The organism is Pseudomonas sp. NBRC 111131 (genome assembly GCF_001320525.1).
GTDB classification, from domain to species: domain Bacteria; phylum Pseudomonadota; class Gammaproteobacteria; order Pseudomonadales; family Pseudomonadaceae; genus Aquipseudomonas; species Aquipseudomonas ceruminis.
The window spans coordinates 13,205-34,100 of sequence record NZ_BCBH01000048.1; the positions used below are offsets into that span (position 1 = coordinate 13,205).

Below are 20,896 nucleotides of genomic sequence, written 5' to 3' on the forward strand. Positions count from 1 at the left end.
CAAACAAAAAAGCCACCCCGAAGGATGGCTTGTGGACCTGCGCTGGCGAATCAGTATGCCTTGCCGGTCTTGTAGTAGTTCTCGAAGCAGAAGTTGGTCGCGTCGATGTAGCCTTCGGCGCCGCCGCAGTCGAAGCGCTGGCCCTTGAACTTGTAGGCGATCACGCAACCGTTCTGTGCCTGCTGCATCAAGGCGTCGGTGATCTGGATCTCGCCACCTTTGCCCGGCGGGGTGTTCCGGATGATATCGAAGATATCCGGGGTGAGGATGTAACGACCGATGATCGCCAAGTTCGACGGGGCGTCTTCCGGCGCGGGCTTTTCTACCATGTTGGTAACACGGAAGATGTCTTCGCGGATCATGTCACCGGCGATAACGCCGTACTTGTTGGTTTCCTGCGGGTCGACTTCCTGGATGGCGATGATCGAGCAGCGGAACTGGTTGTACAGTTTGACCATCTGGGTCAGGACACCGTCACCTTCCGGGTTGACGCACAGGTCGTCCGCCAGCACCACAGCGAACGGTTCGTCACCGATCAGCGGCTGGCCAGTCAGGATGGCATGGCCCAGGCCTTTCATTTCGGTCTGGCGCGTGTAAGAGAACGAGCACTCGTTCAACAGGCGACGGATGCCGACCAGGTATTTTTCCTTGTCGGTGCCCTTGATCTGGTTTTCCAGCTCATAGCTGATGTCGAAGTGGTCTTCCAGGGCGCGCTTGCCACGGCCGGTGACGATCGAGATCTCGTTCAGGCCGGCATCCAGCGCCTCTTCAACGCCATACTGGATCAGCGGCTTGTTGACCACTGGCAGCATTTCCTTGGGCATGGCTTTGGTAGCGGGTAGGAAGCGGGTGCCGTAACCGGCTGCCGGGAACAAGCATTTCTTGATCATATACGTCCTTAAACGAAGGCATAGCCTGGGGAATTCGGCGCAGTCTAATCAGGCGGCAGTCACCTTACAATGCCCCACCTGCGGCCGACCGATGCCATGATAGAGATAACCCAGTGTAGATAGTTCCAAAGGATCGTAAATATTACGCCCGTCAAAGAGCACCGGCATGCGCATCAGCCCACGTACGCGGGCGAAATCCGGTTGGCGGAACAGCTTCCACTCGGTTACCAGCACCAGGGCATCGGCGCCTGTGACGCAGGCGTAGGGGTCGCCGCCAAGCCGCAACTGGCCGCTGGCAAGCGCCTGCGGATAACGCTCGGCAACCCCCGCCAACGCCGCCGGGTCACACGCCTGAACCCGCACGCCGGCGGCCAGCAAGGCATCGAGCAACACCAGGCTGGGCGCCTCGCGCAGGTCATCGGTACCCGGCTTGAATGCCAGGCCCCAGAGCGCCACGGTACGCCCACGCATGAACCCGCCAAAATGCTGCTGCAGGGCCTTGAACAGCAAGGTCTTCTGCTCCTCGTTACGGGCCTGCACCGCCTCCAGGATGGCGGGCTGATAGGCGTGCTGCTGTGCCGTGCGCAGCAATGCGCGGATGTCCTTGGGGAAGCACGAGCCGCCGTAGCCGCAGCCTGCATAGATGAAGTGGCTACCGATGCGCCGGTCACTGCCGATGGCGTGCCGAACCTGTTCGATATCCACATCAAGCTGCATGCAAAGGCCAGCCAGTTCGTTGATGAAAGAGATTTTGGTCGCCAGGAAGGCGTTAGCTGCATATTTGCTGAACTCGGCGGCACGCGCGGACATGACCAGAATGCGGTCGTGGTTACGCACGAACGGCGCGTACAGACGTTGCAGGCACTGGGCCGCGGCGTCGTTGTCAGTGCCGATGATGATGCGGTCAGGGCGCATGAAATCATCGATTGCACTGCCCTCCTTGAGAAATTCCGGGTTGCTTGCCACCTCGATGGCAAACGCTGCACCGCGTGCCCGCAGGCCAAGCATGATGTGCTGGGCAACGCGTTCGGCAGTGCCTACCGGCACGGTCGACTTGTTCACCACCAGGCAACTGCGGGGCAAGAAGCGACCAAGGCTATCTGCCACGGCCAGTACATGCTGCAGGTCGGCCGACCCATCCTCCTGGCTGGGTGTACCGACCGCGATAAACACGACCTGCGCCTTGGCCAGCGAGGGCTGCCAGTCATCACTGAAGCTCAACAGCCTTTGCTGAATGCCGTTGTGCAGCAGTGCCTGCAACCCCGGCTCATGGATAGGGCACTGGCCCTGGCGCAATTGTGCAAGCCGCTGCGGATCTCGCTCCAGACAGATTACGCGGTTGCCCAACTGAGCAAAGCAAGCCGCTGTCACCAACCCTACATACCCCGCCCCGATGACACAGAGTTCCATGGCCGCGCTCCTTGAGGTAGATAGCGCCCATTGCTACCCGGCGGTGATTGCAGGGCGGTGACGACGGGATGACAGAAACAGGTGCCCGGCGCGCCCTTTCGCAGGCAGACCCGCGAAAAGGCCGGCATTGTCAGCCCCTCAGCTACCTGTCCCCTGCCCGATCAGCACCCCCTCGACTTTCTGCCCATACAGGTTGACGCCGTCATTGGCATGGAACTTCACTCGCGTCTTCTCGACAGAGCCCTCTACCAGCCGGGGGTCTTGCGGCCGCTCGTGGCGATTGACCCAGGCCGCCACATCCCAGGCCTGCTGGTCGCTCAGGCTGCCCGGCTTGCCCAGCGGCATGTTGTATTTGATGAAGGAAGCCGCGGTGTTGATCCGGTGCATGCCGGCACCCCAGTTGTAGGAGTCTTTGCCCCACAGCGGTGGCATCACGTATTCACCGGCGACTTTCTGCCCTTCGCCATTGTCACCGTGGCACAGGGCGCATTGCTCCTGGTACACCTGCTGTCCGCGCTTGAAGTCGTAGCCGCCCTTGGGCTGGGGCACGTCGGGGTAACCGCGACCGGCCAGTTCGACCCCGGTAGGCGTTTTGGTCGACAACCAGTACGCATAGACCGCCAACGCCGTCATCTGAGGGCTGTCAGCCGCGGGCGGCTTGCCATTCATGCTGAACTGGAAACACCCCTGGATACGCTCGGCGTAAGTGTTGACCTTGTCGTTTTTCTTTCGATACGCGGGGTACATCGGATAGGCGCCCCACATCGGCGCGGAATGGGCCAGCCGCCCCTGGTCGAGGTGGCAGTTGCTGCAGTTCATGCCATTGCCCACGGCCTCGGGCATCAACCGACGGGTGTCGACGAACAGCGCGTGGCCTTCGCGGACCATCTGGCCAAAGGCATTGTCCGGCAACTCGCTTTCGGCCGGCGGCACGAACTGCGGGGCAGCCTGGGCAGCAGGCACTTTCAGTTGCGACTGATCTTCCATGGCAATGGGCGCGGCAACGGCGCTGCCCATGGCCAACAGCAGCAGTGTCGGCATCAATGCGTTCATGGCGTGACCTCCGGGCTGGCGGATTTGGCGAAGAACTCGGCAATGGCCTTGACCTCCTCGTCGGTCATGGCCTTGGCTACGCCGACCATCAGTTGATTGGGGTCGTTGCGGCGGCTGCCATCGCGCCAACCGTTGAGTTGTGCCACCAGGTAGCTGGCAGGTTGCCCCGCCAACGGCGGGAAGTGCTCGCCAACCCCACTGCCACCGGGGCCGTGGCATTGCACGCAACCGGGGATCTGCCGGCTCCAATCGCCGTAAAGGGCCAGCCGAGCGGTGGGATCGTCGGCGATCTGCTGGCGACGCACGTCTGGGGCGGGGTCGCTTGGCAGGCCAGCCAGGTAACTGCTGACCGCCTTGATTTCCTCCTCGGTCAAGGCCTTGGCAAGCGGCTCCATCACCGCCTGCTTGCGCTCCCCATTGCGCCAGTCATGCAATTGTTTGCTGAGGTAGCCGGCAGGCAGGCCAGCCAGGCGAGGGAACCCGGCGGCGGCAATGCCTTTGCCGTCTGGGCCGTGGCAGCCCAGACAAGCCATGGCAGCAGGATTAGCCCCGCCTTGGGTAAAGATTTTCTGGCCATCAGCGCCGTGCGCCGAGGGCCAGGCCAGGATCAGCAGGCTGCCGATCACGACGCGACTCAACGGTGTCATCACGAATCTCCATTTCTTTTGTTATAAGCTTAGGCTCAAAAAACATAAGCAAATGGATACTAGCCCCGGAGGGGAATTCGCAACAACGCCCATCCCGACCAAGGGATGGCAATTGGCCTCTTAACCGCGTTTTACTTGAGTTGGATCAACTGCCGGAGATGCACTCGGTCGCCGCCGTGCGCACATCACCCAGACGCAGGGGGAAGTTGTTCAACCGCTCGTGCAGCTTGATGCTGCTGCCACTGCCGCGCTTGTCGATATCCACCAAGGCTGCGGGGCCGGCACCGGATGACAGCTTTTGCGGCACGATCAACCGCAAGCCGTCGCCGCGTGGCTCTTCCACCAACGGGTCACGCGAACTGGCAAGCTCGTGCTTGACGCAATCGGCATATTCACGCGGCGTCTTGCCGGAGATCACATCCAGAGTTTCACGGGACTGTTCCAGTTCCGAAACGCTGACACAACCGCCCAGCGCGAGAGACAACGCCGCCACCATCCACTTCATTTGCAACACCTCTGCTTTCAAGAATGCTTAGGACAGCAGCCAGGCGCTTTTGCTCCGTGCTTTGGCGGATTTATCTGCCAGCGTGGTATCGTTCGCCTTTGCAGAACCAGACCTTGCGGAGCATCACATGAAATTCGTACACCAGCGCGAGCACCTGAACGAGGACGACGTGGTCGTCATCGAATGCTCCCAGCGCTGCAACATCCGCCTGATGAACGACGCCAATTTCCGCAGCTTCAAGAACGGCGGCCGGCACACCTACCACGGTGGTCACTTCGAGCGCTTTCCGGCCAAGATCACCGTGCCCAGCACCGGCTTCTGGAACATCACCATTGATACGGTGACGGCCCGCCCGATCTCGGTGACACGCAAGCCGGCCTTCAGCCATAAGATCAAGATCATTCGTCGCTCGTCGTCAAAACTCGGATAACACCTGCCATGACCCAGACCAAATACGTCATCAAGTACAAGCTCGACGGCCAGCGCCGCTGGGATTTCGCCGTGATGCCCGATGCATCGCAAGCGCAGGCGCTCGATGCGCTGCGCAAGATCCATGGCGACGACGCCGACAAGATCAGCGACATTCAAGTCAGCAAGGCCCTGTAACGCCCACCGTTAAAAGGAGAACTGCATGAGCAACTGGCCCGACCACCGTATCGTTGATCTGTTGGGCATCCAGTTGCCCATTCTCCAGGCGCCCATGGCCGGTGCCACGGGTTCAGCCATGGCCATCGCCGTGGCTCGGGCAGGCGGGCTGGGTGCCCTGCCCTGCGCCATGCTGTCAGGCGAGCAACTGCGTGACGAGATCGCAACGTTTCGCAGTGCCTGCCCGGGCCTGCCGCTGAATCTCAACTTCTTCTGCCACCAGCCTCCGTCCCCCGACAGCGACCGTGACAACCGCTGGAAACAAGCGCTCAAGCCGTATTACGCAGAAGTGGGTGCCGACTTCGAGGCACCCACGCCAGTCTCCAACCGCGCACCGTTCGACGAGGCGAGCTGTCAGTTGGTCGAGCAGTTGCGCCCAGAGGTGGTGAGCTTCCACTTCGGCTTGCCGGAGGCGGCGCTGCTGCAGCGGGTCAAAGCGGCTGGCGCCAAGGTGCTGTCCAGCGCGACCACTGTAGAAGAAGCGCTATGGCTCCAGGACCATGGCTGCGACGCAATCATCGCCATGGGTTACGAAGCCGGTGGCCATCGCGGCATGTTCCTCAGCGAAGACATCACCAGCCAAATCGGCACCTTCGCCCTGGTACCGCAGATCGCAGATGCGGTCCGTTTGCCAGTGATCGCAGCAGGCGGTATCGCCGATCACCGCGGCCTGGTCGCCGCATTGGCGCTGGGCGCCAGCGCCGTGCAAATCGGCACAGCCTACCTGTTCTGCCCTGAGGCCAAGGTTTCTGCGGCTCATCGCCGCGCTCTGGACAACGCAGCCGCCAGCGACACGGCCCTGACCAACGTGTTCACCGGACGCCCGGCCCGCGGCATCAACAACCGCATCATGCGCGAGCTGGGGCCGATGAGCGACCTGGCGCCACGCTTCCCGCTGGCGGGCGGCGCGCTGATGCCCTTGCGGGCGATCACCGACCCAAAAGGGAACAGCGATTTCAGCAACCTGTGGTCGGGGCAGGCGCTACGCCTGGGCAAGGCCATGCCGGCTGAGCAGTTGACCCGCGAGATTGCCGCGAAGGCCTTGGCGCTGATTGCACATTGAACCATTCGACGGGCGTTCGCCCATCCCTACAGCCCCTTCCCGGCCGGTGGCCTATCGCTATATAGTAACCGCTATAACGATAACCACCCCAAGGAGCTGTCTCGATGCGTATCCGCCTGAACCACCTGGCCGCCACCGCCCTGGCAAGCCTGATCTCCCTCAACAGCGCCTGGGCCGACGAGGTTCAGGTCGCGGTCGCTGCGAACTTCACCGCGCCGATTCAGGCCATCGCCAAGGACTTCGAGAAAGATACCGGTCACAAGCTGGTCGCCGCCTTCGGCGCTACCGGGCAGTTCTACGCACAGATCAAGAACGGCGCACCGTTCGAGGTATTCCTCGCCGCCGACGACAGCACCCCGGCCAAGCTCGAGCAGGAAAAAGAAATCGTCCCCGGCTCGCGCTTCACCTATGCCATCGGCACCCTGGCCCTATGGTCGGCCAAGGAAGGTTACGTTGATGCCAAGGGCGAAGTCCTGAAGAAGAACGAATACAAGCACCTGTCCATCGCCAACCCGAAAGCCGCCCCTTACGGCCTGGCCGCCACACAGGTACTGAGCAAGCTGGGCCTGAGCGACGCCACTAAAGGCAAAATCGTCGAAGGGCAGAACATCACCCAAGCCTTCCAGTTCGTGTCCACCGGCAACGCCGAGCTGGGCTTCGTGGCCCTGTCGCAGATCTACAAGGATGGCAAGGTAACCAATGGCTCCGCCTGGATCGTGCCGTCCGAGCTGCACGACCCGATCCGCCAGGATGCGGTGATCCTCAACAAAGGCAAGGACAGCGCTGCCGCCAAGGCATTGGTGGAATACCTCAAAGGCCCGAAAGCCGCTGCGGTGATCAAGTCCTACGGCTATGAACTTTGATGCCACTGGACGCCAGTGACCTGGGTGCAATCTGGCTGACCGTCAAACTGGCCAGCCTGACCACCTTGATCCTGCTAGTCATCGGTACGCCCATCGCCTGGTGGCTGGCGCGCACGCGCTCGTGGCTGCGCGGGCCGGTGGGCGCGATAGTGGCGCTGCCGCTGGTGCTACCACCGACCGTGATCGGCTTCTACCTGCTGATCGCCCTTGGCCCCCATGGCTGGCTGGGCCAGGCTACCCAGGCGCTGGGCCTGGGTAGCGTGGTGTTCAGTTTCACCGGCCTGGTGATCGGCTCGACGGTGTACTCCATGCCGTTCGTGGTGCAACCGCTGCAGAACGCCTTTGGCGCCATCGGCCAGCGCCCGCTGGAGGTGGCCGCCACCCTGCGCGCCAGCCCGTGGGACACCTTTGTTCATGTGGTACTGCCGCTGGCGCGCCCCGGCTTCGTTACCGCCAGCATCCTCGGCTTTGCGCACACCGTGGGCGAGTTCGGCGTGGTGCTGATGATCGGTGGCAACATCCCCGACAAGACACGTGTGGTTTCGGTGCAGATCTTCGATCACGTCGAGGCCATGGAGTATTCGCAAGCCCACTGGCTGGCCGGTGCCATGCTGGTGTTCTCGTTCCTGGTGCTGCTCCTGCTGTACGCCGGACGCCGCAGCAAGGCTGGCTGGAGCTGAAATGACCGGATCGATTTTGGCGCAGCTGAAGCTGGCGCGTGACGACTTCACCCTGGATGTCGACCTGCAACTGCCTGGGCGCGGCATCAGCGCGCTGTTCGGTCACTCAGGTTCAGGCAAGACGTCGTGCCTACGCTGCCTGGCGGGCCTGGAACGGGCGGCCAGCGCCTACATCGAAGTCAACGGTGAAGTCTGGGAAGACAGCGCACGGGGCTACTTCCAGGCGCCACACCTGCGCCCAGTGGGGTACGTGTTCCAAGAGGCGAGCCTGTTCCCGCACCTGTCGGTACGGGGCAACCTGGAATTCGGCTGGCGGCGCATTGCACCCAATGAGCGCAAGGTCAGCCTGGACCAAGCCTGCAAACTGCTAGGTATCGGCCACCTGCTCGAACGTCGCCCGGCAACGCTGTCTGGTGGCGAAGCCCAGCGCGTGGGCATCGCCCGGGCACTGCTCAGCAGCCCACGCCTGTTGTTGATGGACGAACCTTTGGCAGCACTGGATGGGCCGCGCAAGCGGGAAATCCTCCCCTACCTTGAACGGCTGCATGACGAACTGGACATCCCCCTGGTGTATGTCAGCCATGCCCAGGACGAAGTGGCACGCCTGGCCGACCACCTGGTTCTGCTCGAGCAAGGCAAGGCCATGGCCAGCGGGCCGATCGCCGAGACCCTTGCCCGCCTCGACCTGTCACTGGCCCAGGGCGAGGATGCCGGTGTGGTGTTCGAAGGCCTGGTCGTCGGCCATGACCCGCAGTACGACCTGCTTGACTTGCGCCTGCCCGGCAACGGTGCCCCGGTGTTGCGCATCGCCCATCCGGCCCACAGCATGGGCAGCACCCTGCGCGTGAAGGTGCAAGCCCGCGACGTGAGCCTGGCGCTGACAGCAGACAGCACGTCCAGCATCCTCAACCGCCTGCCGGTGCGGGTGCGTGAAACGCGCTCGGCAGACAACCCGGCGCATGTGCTGGTCAGCTTGGACGCCGGCGGCAACGCCTTGCTGGCGCGCATCACCCGCTACTCGGCGGAGCAGCTCGGCCTGCACCCAGGCCTGGCCTTGTACGCTCAGATCAAGTCGGTGGCGCTGCTGGGCTGAGCATCGGGCACGCAGCCGTTGTCCATTGATCAGCATCCTGATCGAGGCACGCCGCCAATGCTCGACTGCACCTTACCCGCCAGCCTGCATTACGTAGACGACAGCCAACCCGGCCTGAGCCGCCGCCGCTGGCGCGACCGCTTCATCTACCTCGACGCGCAAGGCCAGCGTGTACGTGACAGCGACACCCTGGCCCGCATCGCCGCCCTGGTGATCCCGCCGGCCTACACCAATGTGTGGATCTGCGCCGACCCGCAAGGCCACCTGCAAGCCACCGGGATAGACGCACGGGGCCGCAAGCAGTATCGCTACCACGCCCAGTGGCGCGAGCTGCGCGACCAGCACAAGTACGGGCGCATGCTGGCGTTTGCCCAAGCCTTGCCCAAGCTGCGCGCCCAACTGGAAACGCACCTGGCGCGGCCAGGGCTGGACCGGGAAAAAGTCATGGCGTTGGTGGTAAGCCTGCTGGATCACACGCTGATCCGTATCGGCAACCAACGCTATCTGCGCGACAACAAGTCCTACGGTTTGACAACCCTGCGCAATCGCCATGTCAAGGTCGAAGGCAGCACCATCCGCTTCCAGTTCCGCGGCAAGCGCGGCGTGGAGCACAACGTCACCCTGCGCGACCGGCGCCTGGCCAACCTGCTCAAACGCTGCATGGAGCTGCCCGGGCAAGCGCTGTTCCAGTACCTGGACGAAGATGGCCAGCGGCACAGTATCGGCTCGAGCGAGATCAACCAGTTCCTGCAGCAACTGACGGGTGCCGACTTCACTGCCAAGGATTACCGCACCTGGGCGGGCAGCAGCCTGGCCTTGAGCCTGCTCAGGCCCCTGGCCTGGGAGCCAGAAAGCGAGGCCAAACGCCAGGTGGCGGCCATCGTCAAGCAGGTTGCCGCGCGCCTGGGCAATACCCCGGCCGTGTGCAGGCGCTGCTATATCCACCCAGCGGTGCTTGAGCATTATGCATTGGGGCGCCTGACCCAGTTGCCAGGGCGGCGCGTACGCAAAGGGCTGGACCCTGAAGAGGTGACGTTGCTGCTGTTTCTGCAGGCCCTTGAGCAAAGTGAGGACGATTGAGCCTGACTATGCGCGCCATCATGCATAGAAATTTCCCTTACAGGCCGAAGCCCCCTATTCTTGCCACCGAGCACCTTCGCCGACACGCACATCACGCTGCATATCGGCACCTGCGGCTAAAGACACGCGATAGAATTTGTCTGGCGGGGAATTAATATCCGCCGAAAGCGTCTTTAATGAGAAGGAAGAGGGACAGGCTCCCACCGCTGCGGTCACTGGCCAGGCGGATTTCTATATCACCAAGGAGAACTACATGCTGATACTCACCCGTAAGGTTGGCGAAAGCATCGTCATCAATGATGACATCAAAGTCACCATTCTGGGCGTCAAGGGGATGCAGGTGAGGATTGGCATCGATGCACCAAAGGATGTCCAGGTGCACCGGGAAGAGATCTTCAAGCGCATCCAGGCCGGCAATCCGGCTCCGGAAAAACACGACGACCAACACTGAACGCCTGGCCTCAAGCCGCACGGACGCGCTTGACCGAATGGCCGCACGCACCGCGCCCCCTGCCTCAGGTGCCCAGCAGTTCGTGCACCTTGGCGATCATCCTGTCAATGTCGAATGGCTTGTCGAATATGGCGGCGAACAGCTCCGGACGACCTTGGCTGGCCTGGGCGCCGCTCATGAGGATCACCGGCAGGTCAGCTAATTGCAGCTCTTCACGAATCGCCCGCACCAGCTCTTCGCCATTGAGCACGGGCATCATGTAGTCGGTGATCACCAGTTCCACGCGCTTTTCCATCAGCGCCTCTAGGGCCTTGCGCCCGTTGCTGGCCTTTTCCACCAGAAAGCCTGCGTCCTCCAGGGCGAAGCCCAGGATATCCGCGATCAGGTATTCATCATCGACCACAAGAATGGTGTTCATCGGTTGGTCCGTCACCCGCCCCCTTGCGGCACGGGGGTACCCGAGAGCACGCCGCAGGCGCCCTCGAAAGCCTTGCTCAGGCTGACGCCCTGAGGCCCGAGATGCAACTCGTGCAGCGCAGGGTCATGATGGCTGTCGCGCACCTTGAGTATCGACAGCATGCGCCGCATCTGCGCCTGCATCTCGACAAAGCGCATCAGTACAAGGTTATCGACAATGCTTGAGAGGTCCGGAGCCGGTGCGGTGATTTCCGAACCGAAAAGGTCGCGCATCTCCCAGGTGAGCATGACGCTGACATCGCGCGCGCGCAGCTCGCCCGTCAGGGCGCGGAAGAATGCATTGAGCCGCGCGGGGTCGACCGCCAGGCGGCTGAACGCACCCAGGCTATCGATCAGCACCCGCTTGCTGCGCTGTTGCTCGACACGCGCCAACAAGCGCGCACCTACCTGGTCGAGCAAGCCCTCGGTCGTAGGCTGCCAGCACAGCTGCAAAGCGCCTTGACTCTCCAGCGCGGCAAAGTCGAAACCCAGCGATGTTGCCTTCAGGCGTAACCGTTCTGGTGTTTCGTAAAAGCCGAAATGCAGCGCAGGTGCCTGGACCGTGCCAGCAGCCAGAAAGGCCAGCCCCAGCGACGTCTTACCGATTCCCGATGGCCCCATCAACAGGCTGATCGAGCCCGTGGCCACCCCTGCGCCAAGCATTTCGTCCAGTGACGCGATGCCGGTGGAGGTCCGGCTCAAGGTGGCAGTGCCATGCTGGCTGGGGTGGCTGTACAAGGCCTCCAGGCGCGGGTAGACATGCATCCCCGCCTCGTCTATCAGGCACTCGTGGCGCCCCGACAGTGCGCCGCTGCCACGCGTCTTGCGCAGTTGGACATGGCGCATGGCACGGCTGCCGATCAGTTGCTCACCCAGCTCGATCACGCCATCGACCATCGTGTGCTCCGGGCTGCCCTCATCCAGCCGAGCGCTGGTCAGCAATAGCACCGTGCACCCGGCAAAGGCCGCATGCCCCTGCAGTTCCGAGACGAATTTCTTGGTGTCGAGGGATGTTTCCGCACGCACCCGGGCATTGAGTACACCATCGACAATCAGCAGGCTGGCCTGCTGCCGGGCGATCTCCTGGCGCAGCAACCTGACCACAGCGTCGAGCCCTTCCTGCTCGAGGGTGTCGAAGGCGCTGACGAACTGGATCTGGTCACCCACCAGGGCCGGATCAAAGAATTCAAGTGTGCCAAGGTATTGGAACAAGCGCTCGTGGGACTCACTGAGCAAGGTCGCCACCAAAACCCGGCCACCATTGCGCACATGCCCGCATGCCAACTGGTTGGCGAGGATGGTCTTGCCGGCCCCAGGCGGCCCCTGAATGATGTAGGAAGCCCCTGCTACCAAACCGCCCTTGAGCAGTGCATCGAGCCCCTCGATCCCCGTCAACAGCCGTTTCAGTGCTTGTGCCATGGTGGCTACCTATCGAGTTGATCTTCCGTGCCGGGACCAGAAGCCGGCAAGAACAGGCGCATACAGGTGCCCTTGCCGATTTCGCTGTGCACGCTGATTGCGCCGTTGCTCTGCTTGGCGAACCCATAAGCCTGGCTGAGGCCAAGCCCGGTGCCCTTGCCAAACGGCTTGGTGGTGAAAAACGGCTCGAAGATCCGCGGTAACACCTGTGGGTCGATGCCTGCCCCGGTATCGCTCACTTCGAAACACACGAAGGCGCCACGCAAGCCTTCCACCTCGCCTACGAGCTCGACCGCATGGACCGCCATGCGGATCGTCCCCTGACCACTGATGGCATCCCGGGCATTGAACAGCAGGTTGAGCAGTACCATTTGCAGTTGCCCGACATCCACCTCGATCAGGGGCAAATCAGGCTGTACGTGATCTTCCAGCTCGATATCGCGGGGCAACGCATGCTCCAGCAGCCCGCGCGTGGCAGCAAGTAACTTGGCCGGTGCGATCGGGCTGACCTCCAGCTGACGGTGACGGGCAAACGTCAGCAGCTGCTTGGTCAGCTCCGTGCCGCGCTGGCCTGCATCGAGAATGTGCTCCAGCAGGCGTTCTAGGCGCTTGGGGTCCTGGCAGGCCTGTGCCAGGCGTGCCGAGTTGATGATGATGGTCAACAGGTTATTGAAGTCATGGGCCAGCCCACCGGTTAACTGGCCTAGCGCTTCAAGCTTCTGCGCCTGGAACAGTTGCGCGCGGACTGCGTCCAGTTGCAATGCCGTTTCGCGTCGGTCGGTGATATCGCGCGTGACCTTCGCCAAGCCGATGACTTGCCCCTGGTCATCACGAATCACATCGAGCGCGGCCAAGGCCCAGAACTGCGTGCCATCCTTACGTACGCGCCAGCCCTCGTCCTGCGCCACGCCCTGCTCCAGCGCCTGTTCGAGCAACCATTCAGGGCGCCCGGCGGCGCAATCCTGCGGTGTGAAGAACAGCGAAAAATGCCGACCGATCACTTCCTCGGCGCGGTAGCCCTTGATGCGTTCGGCACCGGCGTTCCAGGACACCACACGGCCGGTGGTGTCGATCATGTAGATGGCGTAGTCCACGACCGATTGCACCAGTTGCTCATAGCGGCTGGCGGGCATGACGGGTTGTTCGATGCAGTCAGCTAAAACCATGCAAACCCCACAGGCACAGCGGGAGGGACGTGATGCGCTTAGCCAATAGTACCCGCCTGACTCAGCATGTGCGGCAAGTGCCTATCAACGTTTACGCTCAACGAGCACCGGGCTCATCCGCCGCGGCATGGCCACTTTCAACAACCAGAGGCCCACCAGCAGAATAAGGGTGCCACCGCCCAGTGCCATCAGCCGCTGCGGCTGCAGCCGCTCAGCCTCGAAACCGAGCATCAGCAGGTAGCCACCCAGGCAGATCAGGCCAAGGTAGAGAAAGCCGCCCAGCAGCACAACTACCATGAACAACAGGCGCCAGATCAAGCGAGGACGCACAACGCGCTCGGTAGTAGTTGAGGGACCAGCCTGGGACATTGCATTGCACTCATTTGGATCCAACCAGATGGGCAACAGTGGCCTAATGACAGCAAGGTGTCAATTGCCCGTTGGATTGACCCTTCGTTCCTTTGATCATAGGTGCTGCGGTTGACTCAACTATAACAATGGGTTATAAAGCGCGCTTGATTGTCAGGCCCTTCTGCTTAGAAGCGCGCCGGTCGTCACGACCCTTTCAAGCGTGCGAGTGTGGTGGAATTGGTATACACAGCAGACTTAAAATCTGTCGGCGTGAGCCTTGCGGGTTCGAGTCCCGCCACTCGCACCAAATTCCCGTGAAAAAGGCGCCCTTGCGGCGCCTTTTTACTGTCCGGCGGAAATCCACTCCGCAACTGCTAGAGTGGAGCTTGTCTCCGTCCTCTGGAATGCTGCCATGCGCTACTCCCTGTTCGCTGGTCAACGCGACATCATCCTCCTGATCGCCCGGGTTTTGCTGATGCTTCTGTTCGTCCTGTCCGGTTGGGCCAAGCTGACCGGCTTTGAGGGCACAGTCAGCTACATGACTTCACTGGGCGCACCTGCCCCCATGCTTGCCGCCGCAGTAGCGGTGATCATGGAGTTTTTCGTGGCTATCGTGTTGATCCTAGGCTTCTATACCCGCCCACTGGCCTTTCTGTTTGCCCTGTTCGTGCTGGGCACCGCATTGATCGGCCACCCGTTCTGGAACATGGCCGACCCCGAACGCGCTGCCAACATGACGCAGTTCCTGAAAAACCTGAGCATCATTGGCGGGCTGCTGCTGCTGGCCGTCAGCGGCCCGGGGCGCTTCTCGCTCGACGGGCGCTAATCAGTCGTCCAGGTCGTCATGCCAGGCTGGGTGATCATGATCGTCGTCATCAAGGTCATCCAGCAATGCTTCGTCTTCCTCAACCTCATCCTCGGCGCCCTGGGCATCCGCCTCTGCTTCGAAATCGTCGTAGAGGAACTCGTGATCGAGCAGGTGATCGTGCTCAGGCTCGTGCAGGTCGTCTTCGTCGCGCATGGTTGCTCCTGGAAATCTGGCACGCCTGTATAGGCCCATCGTGGGTCCGGGTCAATGGATTGCAGTTAATACTCACTTAACCGGCCAGCCTCAGGCTGAAGGCTCTCCCTTCAAAAACGTTCATTGCCCGCCTTCACGGCGGGCTTTTTTTGCGCACCTGGTGAACACGTGATCGAATAGGGTTGTACCGCTGCGGCGTGGTACTATGAAAACAATAGTTACCACGGTACGACGGACACAATGCGAACTCAAGAAGATAGACCGGCTACGGTATGCCCGGTGGCCCGCTCGGTGGATATACTGGGCGACAAATGGACGATCCTGGTGCTGCGCGAGCTGTACATGGGCACGGCGCGCTTCGAGGAGATGCAGATCCATACCGGGGCCACGCCGCAGATGCTGACATCGCGCCTGAAAGCACTGGAAGCCGATGGCTTGGTAGAGCGCCGGCCCTATAACGCAAAGCCGCTGCGACATGAGTATCATCTGACACAAAAAGGGTGGGACTTTTACCCCGTGATCTACGCCCTGCGAGCCTGGGGGGAAACGTGGTGCAAGCAGGAAGACGAGGGGCTTGCAGTGCATTTTGTGCACCGTGCATGTGGCCATGACGTCGGCGTGGCCAGTGTCTGCCCGCACTGCGCAGTGCCTGTGCAGCGCGCAGACCTGGAGGCTTCGATAAGCAGTCGCTACGCGAAGGAACGGGCTGCTCGGTACGAGGCGTTCAAGCGCAAGGAGAATGTACGCCTGAAAGGAGGGTGAATCCGCCCTTGCCATCGCCCGGATGGCTGCGGGCGACAATCGTGATGACAGAGATGCGCTATGTTTCGGCCGTCACCGGGAGAGGTCGTTTCATGAAACGATGGATTGGAATACTCATTACAGTTGCACTGACCGGGTGCGGGACCGTGCGCACAGTGTCGAACGAGCCGAAGGCCGTAGATGACCTGGCTAAATGGCATACCCATTGCCACACCATTCCTCGGGCGTACAGCGGCGTTGCGTATCAGTTCTGTAACCTGGACAGTCCACAAAGATCGGGAGCGCATTGGGCGCCATTCCCGATTCTGATCGACATGGCTGCATCGGGTATTGCTGACACTGTGATTCTTCCCTACACCGGCTATCAGCAATTCAAGCGCGGCAATGCGCCTGTCCGCAGGCTGGAATATTGATGCTCAGGGCACCTGCCCTTCTGGCTCTGGCCTAGGCTAGAGCAGCAAGAAAAATTGAATCAGGCGGTTGCCCATCTGGTCAGGAATTAGGAACGCAGTAAATCTGACGAGGTAACAGCAATGACTATCGAAGCAGAGACACTCGTACAACTGACCGAAGCGCTTCAGGATTGTGGCATGACCTTGGTTGCGGACGTAACATTCACTCGAGCACCATACCGGCACAACCACCGCTGGATTTGCACCGTAGAATAGCCATCCTCTTTGCCGGCGGTTCGGAGCAAGACGCCACCGCCGGCCCCCACCTCACCGCCACGTGAGGCTGCGAGTCATGACCCTTGAGTCGAATGCAGGGCTATGGCCAGAACCGCAAAAACGAGTACGACTCCGGCCACGAGGAATGCGCCGTAAAAGTCTTCCGAAAACATGCCTGAGCTCCCCTGGGCAACAGTGATCTTATCCGCCGCCTAGCACTTCGTTACGCGACGTCAAGCTCAGATCCATAGGTGCTCTCAGAAGTTCAGTCGATATCGAGCGTTAAGCGCTGCCCTACTATGCGGCGGCACTGCCGGCCTGCGATGCGTGCTCGGTCATAAGCTTTCGCCAGCTCTCCCGCTCGTGCATCAGACCGGCCTGGCCCTTCGGAGAGCACGATAGCGGCGCGGCTGGCTGCCTGTCTTAGGGCGACAGCGGCGGTATCCGTGCCAGGGTAACTGACAGTTGATGGCCTCCAGCAGCGTGTCGATGCCTTTGCCGCCCACCCCAGACATACCATCCTTGCCCCAGTCATTGCGCGGGTTGAAATCGATGTTGTTGGGTTGTTGTTGCGTACACCGCGTGCGGTCGTAGGTTTTCTCCAGGCACAAAAAACCCGCAGGAGACGGGTTATGGAGCTTTGATTTGAATTTGTACCTGTTGCGGGAGCAGGCAGGCCGTTGTCCTGAATGTCAGAAACATGAGCAGGAAGCTCGCTTACCAAGCGAGCAAACTGTATATTTTCGCGGATTCAGTCTGAGGAAAATGGCATGTCAGGTCCAGGCAAAGTAATTTTCGCCGATCAGTTACGAGGTATAGCCGTCATAATGGTGCTTTTAGCACATTGGTGCGGCGTCTACTGGTACAACAAAGATGTAGTTTCACACTACATACATGCCCCCATAGAGGTAATCCCAGCGCCTTTATGGCTTGACTACATCGTCCCTCCCACGTTCAACTACGGAACATTAGGCGTCGCAATATTCTTCCTAATAAGTGGCTTCGTTATCCCATTTTCACTTAAACGATCCTCACCGCTAGGCTTCCTGGCGGCTCGCACCCTGAGAATTTACCCAGTCTACATATTAGGCTCAGCGATAATGCTGCTTGGAGTATGGGGCTCATCGAAATACTGGGGCATAAACTACGAATTGGACCCCTTTTACGTAGCCTCCAACCTATTGCTTGTAAACAATGATTTCCTACAGCCAACAATGGACCTAATCAACTGGACCTTGGCCGTAGAAATCAAGTTCTATATCGCTTGCGCGATCCTAATCGCTTTCATCAGAAGTGGGAACTCAACCGCGTTAACCGTGACTTCCGTCTTGATACTCGCCTATTGCGAATGGCTTCCGGCTTCGTATGATTCGGTATCTATAGCTGGAGGAAGGCAGCTATCGCTATCTAACCTGAAGTGGCAGCTAATACTAATAGTCTATATGTTTATTGGAACTCTTTTCTTTTACTACCACACAAACAAGATCACTGCCAGGCAATTATTTGTCCACGCAGGGGTATTAAGTATAATATTTGTCACTGGAATTTCGCACACGTCCTTCATGGGCGTGGTCACGCTCTACAATTTCTCATACGGTCTAATTATTTTCGGTGTCGCCTTCAAGTTTCGCGATCTGGCTAGGGATAACCTGATCCTTGATATAATGGCTAAACTAAGCTTCCCAATTTACGCTACACATTCCATCCTGGGCTATGCCATCATCAGATTCCTGACAAGCCAAGGAGTACCGCCTGAACCCTCTCTGCTAATAACCCTGACGGCAATCCTACTGTTGGCCTATATACTCCACATCACAGTCGAAAAACCTTCAATAAAAATTGGCAAGAATGTATCTAGAATACTGACAAAGGAGCCGCTCTCCGAAAAAGGCCCACCGATTTCGATGCAAAATCAAGCATAGAAAAGCCAGCGCTGGGTGGCATTGATTAAGGTGTACGTCTTCAATACCACCAGCGCGGCGACCGGAACGCCGATGAGGATGTTCACGCCCAACGCGGCGCTGTCGACTGGGGGAGCCAGCAACCGGCCCTAAACCATACCCAATCATGCGGAAACGATAGGGTTTTCTATCGCCCAAAGAAAAACCCCGCAGACGTTAATCTGCGGGGCTTTCGAATGGTGGAGGCCGAGGTCGGAATCGAACCGGCGTAGACGGATTTGCAATCCGACCTGAATTTCCTTGTTTTTCAATGGCTTATGAGAATATCTATTCCGCATCGGCGCTTTTTTAGCGAGGCTGCACCCCTTTAAAATCAATGGGCATGCACGAAATTGCGGAAACGATTTCAGGGGCATTTTGCCCACCTTCCAGTACTGCAGCAGTAGCATAAGAATCTGACCGCAGGCCGCGCCGTTCGCGGCCTATGCAGCATGACTGTCTAATATGCATTGGCTACTTTGGGCCAATTTGTCCCAGCAAAACCGAGATTCCCCGTCTAAGTTTTAGACATCCGATTTACCCATTCCAGGCGTTCTGCCTACCACGATCCGTCCTGGCTCGTGCTCTTCCCAACCCTCGTAATCGAACAAGCCGATGTGAAATGCGTCCTCGTGCTCGAGCAGCGCCCAGTATCTAGCAGCCTCGGCAATCTCGAGCATGTCCACCAGGCTCTCGGCGCTCACTTCCCGGCGACGGTGCGCGGCATAGGCCATCTCGCTGAGTACGGCGGCACGGCCGTCAGGGTCCGTAACCAGAGCGAACTGGTCTTCAAGCTCGGCCATCCATGCCTGCGGTAGGTCAGTTGCCATACTCGCCAACCGCCCTGCACCACCACGACTGCGCATACAGCACACCGTCGATATCCTCTACCCCGTTGATGTTCATGCCGAGCTGGGCCATGCCGTTGACCTTGGCATCATGCAGGCGCGGGATGATGTCAGGACTAGGTGTTGGGTTGAACACCCATGCCTGGGTGGCGACTCGACCCAGACATTCGCTGTGATGGTCGCCGATGTGTATGTCGGCACGTAAAGGCGTGATCTTCCCAAGCTGATCAGTAGGAATGGCCACGCCATTCACGCGGCGGCGGACGATGAGGAAGTACATGAGGCACCATTACTGTATATCGATACAGTATTTCACCATCAAGATTCGTACACCCGCCAGTACCGCTCGGCGGACTATGCTTAGGTGCTCAGGCTGGAGGGATGATGCATGTGCGGAAGGCTGAGCCAATACCGTGGGATACACGATTTCGTCGAGACGCTCAGCCTGCCAGAGGCTTGGACAAACAACGTCGGCGACCAGCCTTTGGGCCGATACAACGTCGCGCCGACGACGCCTGTTGCTGTGCTGAGGATAGGGGACGCAGGCCCGCGTACGGATCTGGTGAGGTGGGGATGGCGGCCGCACTGGGCAACCGACCGTGCAGCACCTATCAACGCAAGGGTCGAAAAGGTAGCGCACGGGCAGTTCTTCCGGGCTATCTGGCCGCACCGCGCCATAACGCCCATCGACGGTTGGTATGAGTGGGTCGACGAGGGCGGCCCGAAGAAACAGCCCTACTACATCCGGCGCCGAGACGGGCACCCTGCCCTGTGCGCCAGTATCGGCCAGTTCGCAGGCAACGAGCATGACGGTTTCGTGATCATCACCGCCGACGCACAGGGTGGTATGGTCGATGTGCACGATCGTAGACCGGTGGTTTTCGCGCCATCCTTGGCTCGAGAGTGGATGGCGGCCGGGACCCCGAAGGAACAGGCCGAGCAAATGGCGCTCAACCTGGGCGAGTCAGCTGACGCGTTTGAGTGGTACCGGGTGAGCACCGCGGTAGTCAACGTGCGCAACCAGGGCGCCGGGCTGATTGAGCCGCTTCAGTGAAGAGGGGGTAGCCCTGCTCCACTCAGTTGATCAGGGCATTATAGGACGCCTCGCAGGTCTGGCCGGCTATTCGGGCACGGTCATAAGCTTTCGCCAGCTCTCCCGCTCGAGCATCAGCCCGTGTGAGCAGGTCGGAGAGCACCATGGCGGCGCGGGTGGCTGCCTGGCCTCGGGTGACAGCGGCGGTATCCGTGCCGGGGCAACTGACGGTGGCGGCGAGCTTGGCGCCTTCGTCGCGCAGCCGCTGGCCAACAGCATCGGCGCCAGCAGCGCCAACATCAGCAATCGTTCGTTCTTCCTGGGCATGAGCTCTCGCCTCCTCCTGCGCCTGGGCGCGTCGTTGTTCTTCCTGGCGGGCCGTGCGCTCGCCGATCACCTCGGCCAAGCGATCGCCGCTGTCCCGTTGGGCTGATGCAGCGGCGGCCTCGGCCCGCTCTACCGCCCGGCCGTGCTGGTACGTCAGCCAGTAGCTACCCAGGAGCGCCAGCAGCAGCACGCACCTGATAACCCAGGACTTCATGCCAGTGCCCTCCGCACGCCCTCATCGATGATTGCCGCTGGGTACGGGTTACCGCCGTTCTCATGGATGATGATGCTGACCACCATGCCCTTGAGCGTGGCCGGGTTTCGGATGTCGATGGGGTCAGTAGTGCGCACGCCGATGCGCTTGGCCACGGCTGCGGCATAGGCCTGGGTGTCGTTCTCGTTGCTCGGCGCCCAGCGGTTGATGGTTTCGAGCACCGTGTCGATGCCTTTCCCGCCTACCCCGGGCATGCCTTCCTTGCCTCGGTAGTTGATCAGCAACTTGCCCAGGGCGCGGATGCCGTTCTC

General features: G+C 60.4%; 27 protein-coding genes, 1 tRNA gene and 2 pseudogenes. 14 read left to right on the forward strand and 16 right to left on the reverse strand.

What is annotated here, in order from left to right:
- Positions 1-50 precede the first annotated feature (50 nt).
- The 5 genes from galU to APH34_RS26330 all read right to left on the reverse strand — a co-directional run bounded on the left by galU (position 51) and on the right by APH34_RS26330 (position 4,505).
- Positions 51-890, reverse strand: coding sequence for a UTP--glucose-1-phosphate uridylyltransferase GalU (galU, locus tag APH34_RS26310; protein WP_054903592.1), 840 nt, complete (start codon positions 888-890; stop codon positions 51-53).
- A gap of 48 nt (positions 891-938) precedes the next feature.
- Entirely contained in the window at positions 939-2,300 is a 1,362-nt protein-coding gene (locus APH34_RS26315; protein WP_054903593.1) for a UDP-glucose/GDP-mannose dehydrogenase family protein, read from the reverse strand.
- A gap of 138 nt (positions 2,301-2,438) precedes the next feature.
- Entirely contained in the window at positions 2,439-3,353 is a 915-nt protein-coding gene (locus APH34_RS26320; RefSeq protein ID WP_054903594.1) for a c-type cytochrome, read from the reverse strand.
- Positions 3,350-4,000, reverse strand: coding sequence for a cytochrome c (locus tag APH34_RS26325; RefSeq protein WP_054903595.1), 651 nt, complete (start codon positions 3,998-4,000; stop codon positions 3,350-3,352). The genes APH34_RS26320 and APH34_RS26325 overlap by 4 nt, the downstream gene beginning before the upstream one ends.
- 145 nt (positions 4,001-4,145) lie before the next feature.
- Complete coding sequence (locus APH34_RS26330; protein WP_054903596.1) at positions 4,146-4,505, reverse strand: hypothetical protein; 360 nt, start codon at positions 4,503-4,505, stop codon at positions 4,146-4,148.
- A 127-nt stretch (positions 4,506-4,632) separates the two neighbouring features.
- Here APH34_RS26330 and APH34_RS26335 point away from each other — a divergent pair, with 127 nt between their 5' ends.
- The 8 genes from APH34_RS26335 to csrA all read left to right on the forward strand — a co-directional run bounded on the left by APH34_RS26335 (position 4,633) and on the right by csrA (position 10,380).
- Positions 4,633-4,935, forward strand: a complete 303-nt coding sequence (locus APH34_RS26335) for a DUF1883 domain-containing protein (protein WP_054903597.1) — start codon at positions 4,633-4,635, stop codon at positions 4,933-4,935.
- Between the two features lie 8 nt (positions 4,936-4,943).
- Complete coding sequence (locus APH34_RS29660) at positions 4,944-5,111, forward strand: hypothetical protein (RefSeq protein ID WP_176515187.1); 168 nt, start codon at positions 4,944-4,946, stop codon at positions 5,109-5,111.
- Between the two features lie 25 nt (positions 5,112-5,136).
- Positions 5,137-6,213, forward strand: a complete 1,077-nt coding sequence (locus APH34_RS26340) for a nitronate monooxygenase family protein (RefSeq protein WP_054903598.1) — start codon at positions 5,137-5,139, stop codon at positions 6,211-6,213.
- A 104-nt stretch (positions 6,214-6,317) separates the two neighbouring features.
- The gene (modA, locus tag APH34_RS26345; RefSeq protein ID WP_054903599.1) at positions 6,318-7,076 is read left to right on the forward strand and encodes a molybdate ABC transporter substrate-binding protein; all 759 of its coding nucleotides are present in this window, start codon (positions 6,318-6,320) and stop codon (positions 7,074-7,076) included.
- Complete coding sequence (gene modB / locus APH34_RS26350) at positions 7,076-7,756, forward strand: molybdate ABC transporter permease subunit (protein ID WP_054903600.1); 681 nt, start codon at positions 7,076-7,078, stop codon at positions 7,754-7,756. Before modA ends, modB begins: the two co-directional genes overlap by 1 nt.
- A 1-nt stretch (position 7,757) precedes the next feature.
- On the forward strand, positions 7,758-8,849 hold the full coding sequence (gene modC, locus APH34_RS26355; RefSeq protein ID WP_054903601.1) for a molybdenum ABC transporter ATP-binding protein: 1,092 nt from the start codon (positions 7,758-7,760) through the stop codon (positions 8,847-8,849).
- Positions 8,850-8,906: 57 nt separating this feature from the next.
- Positions 8,907-9,929, forward strand: coding sequence for a DNA topoisomerase IB (locus tag APH34_RS26360; RefSeq protein ID WP_054903602.1), 1,023 nt, complete (start codon positions 8,907-8,909; stop codon positions 9,927-9,929).
- A gap of 253 nt (positions 9,930-10,182) precedes the next feature.
- Positions 10,183-10,380 (forward strand): carbon storage regulator CsrA, encoded by a 198-nt coding sequence (gene csrA / locus APH34_RS26365; RefSeq protein WP_008089330.1) that lies wholly within the window; start codon positions 10,183-10,185, stop codon positions 10,378-10,380.
- A 64-nt stretch (positions 10,381-10,444) separates the two neighbouring features.
- Here csrA and APH34_RS26370 read toward each other — a convergent pair whose 3' ends face one another.
- From APH34_RS26370 to APH34_RS26385, 4 genes are all read right to left on the reverse strand, one after another.
- The gene (locus APH34_RS26370; protein WP_054903603.1) at positions 10,445-10,798 is read right to left on the reverse strand and encodes a response regulator; all 354 of its coding nucleotides are present in this window, start codon (positions 10,796-10,798) and stop codon (positions 10,445-10,447) included.
- Between the two features lie 11 nt (positions 10,799-10,809).
- Positions 10,810-12,255, reverse strand: coding sequence for an ATPase domain-containing protein (locus APH34_RS26375; RefSeq protein WP_054903604.1), 1,446 nt, complete (start codon positions 12,253-12,255; stop codon positions 10,810-10,812).
- A 5-nt stretch (positions 12,256-12,260) separates the two neighbouring features.
- The gene (locus APH34_RS26380; protein WP_054903605.1) at positions 12,261-13,421 is read right to left on the reverse strand and encodes a nitrogen regulation protein NR(II); all 1,161 of its coding nucleotides are present in this window, start codon (positions 13,419-13,421) and stop codon (positions 12,261-12,263) included.
- An 84-nt stretch (positions 13,422-13,505) separates the two neighbouring features.
- A complete protein-coding gene (locus APH34_RS26385; protein WP_054903606.1) occupies positions 13,506-13,790 on the reverse strand; it encodes a hypothetical protein in 285 nt (94 codons plus the stop codon).
- A 204-nt stretch (positions 13,791-13,994) separates the two neighbouring features.
- Between APH34_RS26385 and APH34_RS26390 the strand changes: the two genes are divergently transcribed.
- Both APH34_RS26390 and APH34_RS26395 read left to right on the forward strand, forming a co-directional pair.
- A tRNA-Leu gene (locus APH34_RS26390) sits at positions 13,995-14,079 on the forward strand.
- 105 nt (positions 14,080-14,184) lie between these two features.
- Complete coding sequence (locus APH34_RS26395) at positions 14,185-14,598, forward strand: DoxX family protein (protein WP_054903607.1); 414 nt, start codon at positions 14,185-14,187, stop codon at positions 14,596-14,598.
- On the opposite strand, the gene APH34_RS26400 is transcribed toward APH34_RS26395, so the two are convergent.
- Entirely contained in the window at positions 14,599-14,793 is a 195-nt protein-coding gene (locus tag APH34_RS26400; protein ID WP_054903608.1) for a hypothetical protein, read from the reverse strand. It abuts the gene before it with no gap.
- A gap of 240 nt (positions 14,794-15,033) precedes the next feature.
- Here APH34_RS26400 and APH34_RS26405 point away from each other — a divergent pair, with 240 nt between their 5' ends.
- Both APH34_RS26405 and APH34_RS29025 read left to right on the forward strand, forming a co-directional pair.
- Entirely contained in the window at positions 15,034-15,555 is a 522-nt protein-coding gene (locus APH34_RS26405; protein WP_054903609.1) for a helix-turn-helix domain-containing protein, read from the forward strand.
- Between the two features lie 92 nt (positions 15,556-15,647).
- Positions 15,648-15,968 (forward strand): YceK/YidQ family lipoprotein, encoded by a 321-nt coding sequence (locus APH34_RS29025; RefSeq protein ID WP_082422898.1) that lies wholly within the window; start codon positions 15,648-15,650, stop codon positions 15,966-15,968.
- Positions 15,969-16,488: 520 nt separating this feature from the next.
- On the opposite strand, the pseudogene APH34_RS29425 reads toward APH34_RS29025, so the two are convergent.
- Positions 16,489-16,692 (reverse strand): annotated as a pseudogene (locus tag APH34_RS29425) (DUF2514 family protein); the annotation flags it as partial.
- A pseudogene (locus tag APH34_RS30465) lies at positions 16,676-16,845 on the reverse strand (structural protein P5); the annotation flags it as partial. The pseudogenes APH34_RS29425 and APH34_RS30465, both read right to left, overlap by 17 nt.
- Positions 16,846-16,993: 148 nt before the next feature.
- Between APH34_RS30465 and APH34_RS26410 the strand changes: the two are divergent.
- The gene (locus tag APH34_RS26410; protein ID WP_054903610.1) at positions 16,994-18,145 is read left to right on the forward strand and encodes an acyltransferase; all 1,152 of its coding nucleotides are present in this window, start codon (positions 16,994-16,996) and stop codon (positions 18,143-18,145) included.
- 542 nt (positions 18,146-18,687) lie between these two features.
- On the opposite strand, the gene APH34_RS26415 is transcribed toward APH34_RS26410, so the two are convergent.
- On the reverse strand, positions 18,688-18,993 hold the full coding sequence (locus APH34_RS26415) for a hypothetical protein (protein WP_054903611.1): 306 nt from the start codon (positions 18,991-18,993) through the stop codon (positions 18,688-18,690).
- Positions 18,983-19,291, reverse strand: coding sequence for a hypothetical protein (locus APH34_RS26420; RefSeq protein ID WP_054903612.1), 309 nt, complete (start codon positions 19,289-19,291; stop codon positions 18,983-18,985). The genes APH34_RS26415 and APH34_RS26420 overlap by 11 nt, the downstream gene beginning before the upstream one ends.
- 108 nt (positions 19,292-19,399) lie before the next feature.
- Here APH34_RS26420 and APH34_RS26425 point away from each other — a divergent pair, with 108 nt between their 5' ends.
- Positions 19,400-20,065 carry an SOS response-associated peptidase gene (locus APH34_RS26425; RefSeq protein ID WP_054903613.1) on the forward strand — a complete coding sequence of 222 codons (666 nt, stop codon included), beginning with the start codon at positions 19,400-19,402 and terminating at the stop codon, positions 20,063-20,065.
- 22 nt (positions 20,066-20,087) lie between these two features.
- Here the strand turns inward: APH34_RS26425 and APH34_RS26430 are convergent, their stop codons facing one another.
- Positions 20,088-20,585, reverse strand: coding sequence for a DUF2514 domain-containing protein (locus APH34_RS26430; protein WP_054903614.1), 498 nt, complete (start codon positions 20,583-20,585; stop codon positions 20,088-20,090).
- The coding region (locus tag APH34_RS29665) for a hypothetical protein (RefSeq protein ID WP_054903615.1) at positions 20,582-20,896 on the reverse strand (315 nt) is incomplete at its 5' end. The genes APH34_RS29665 and APH34_RS26430, both read right to left, overlap by 4 nt.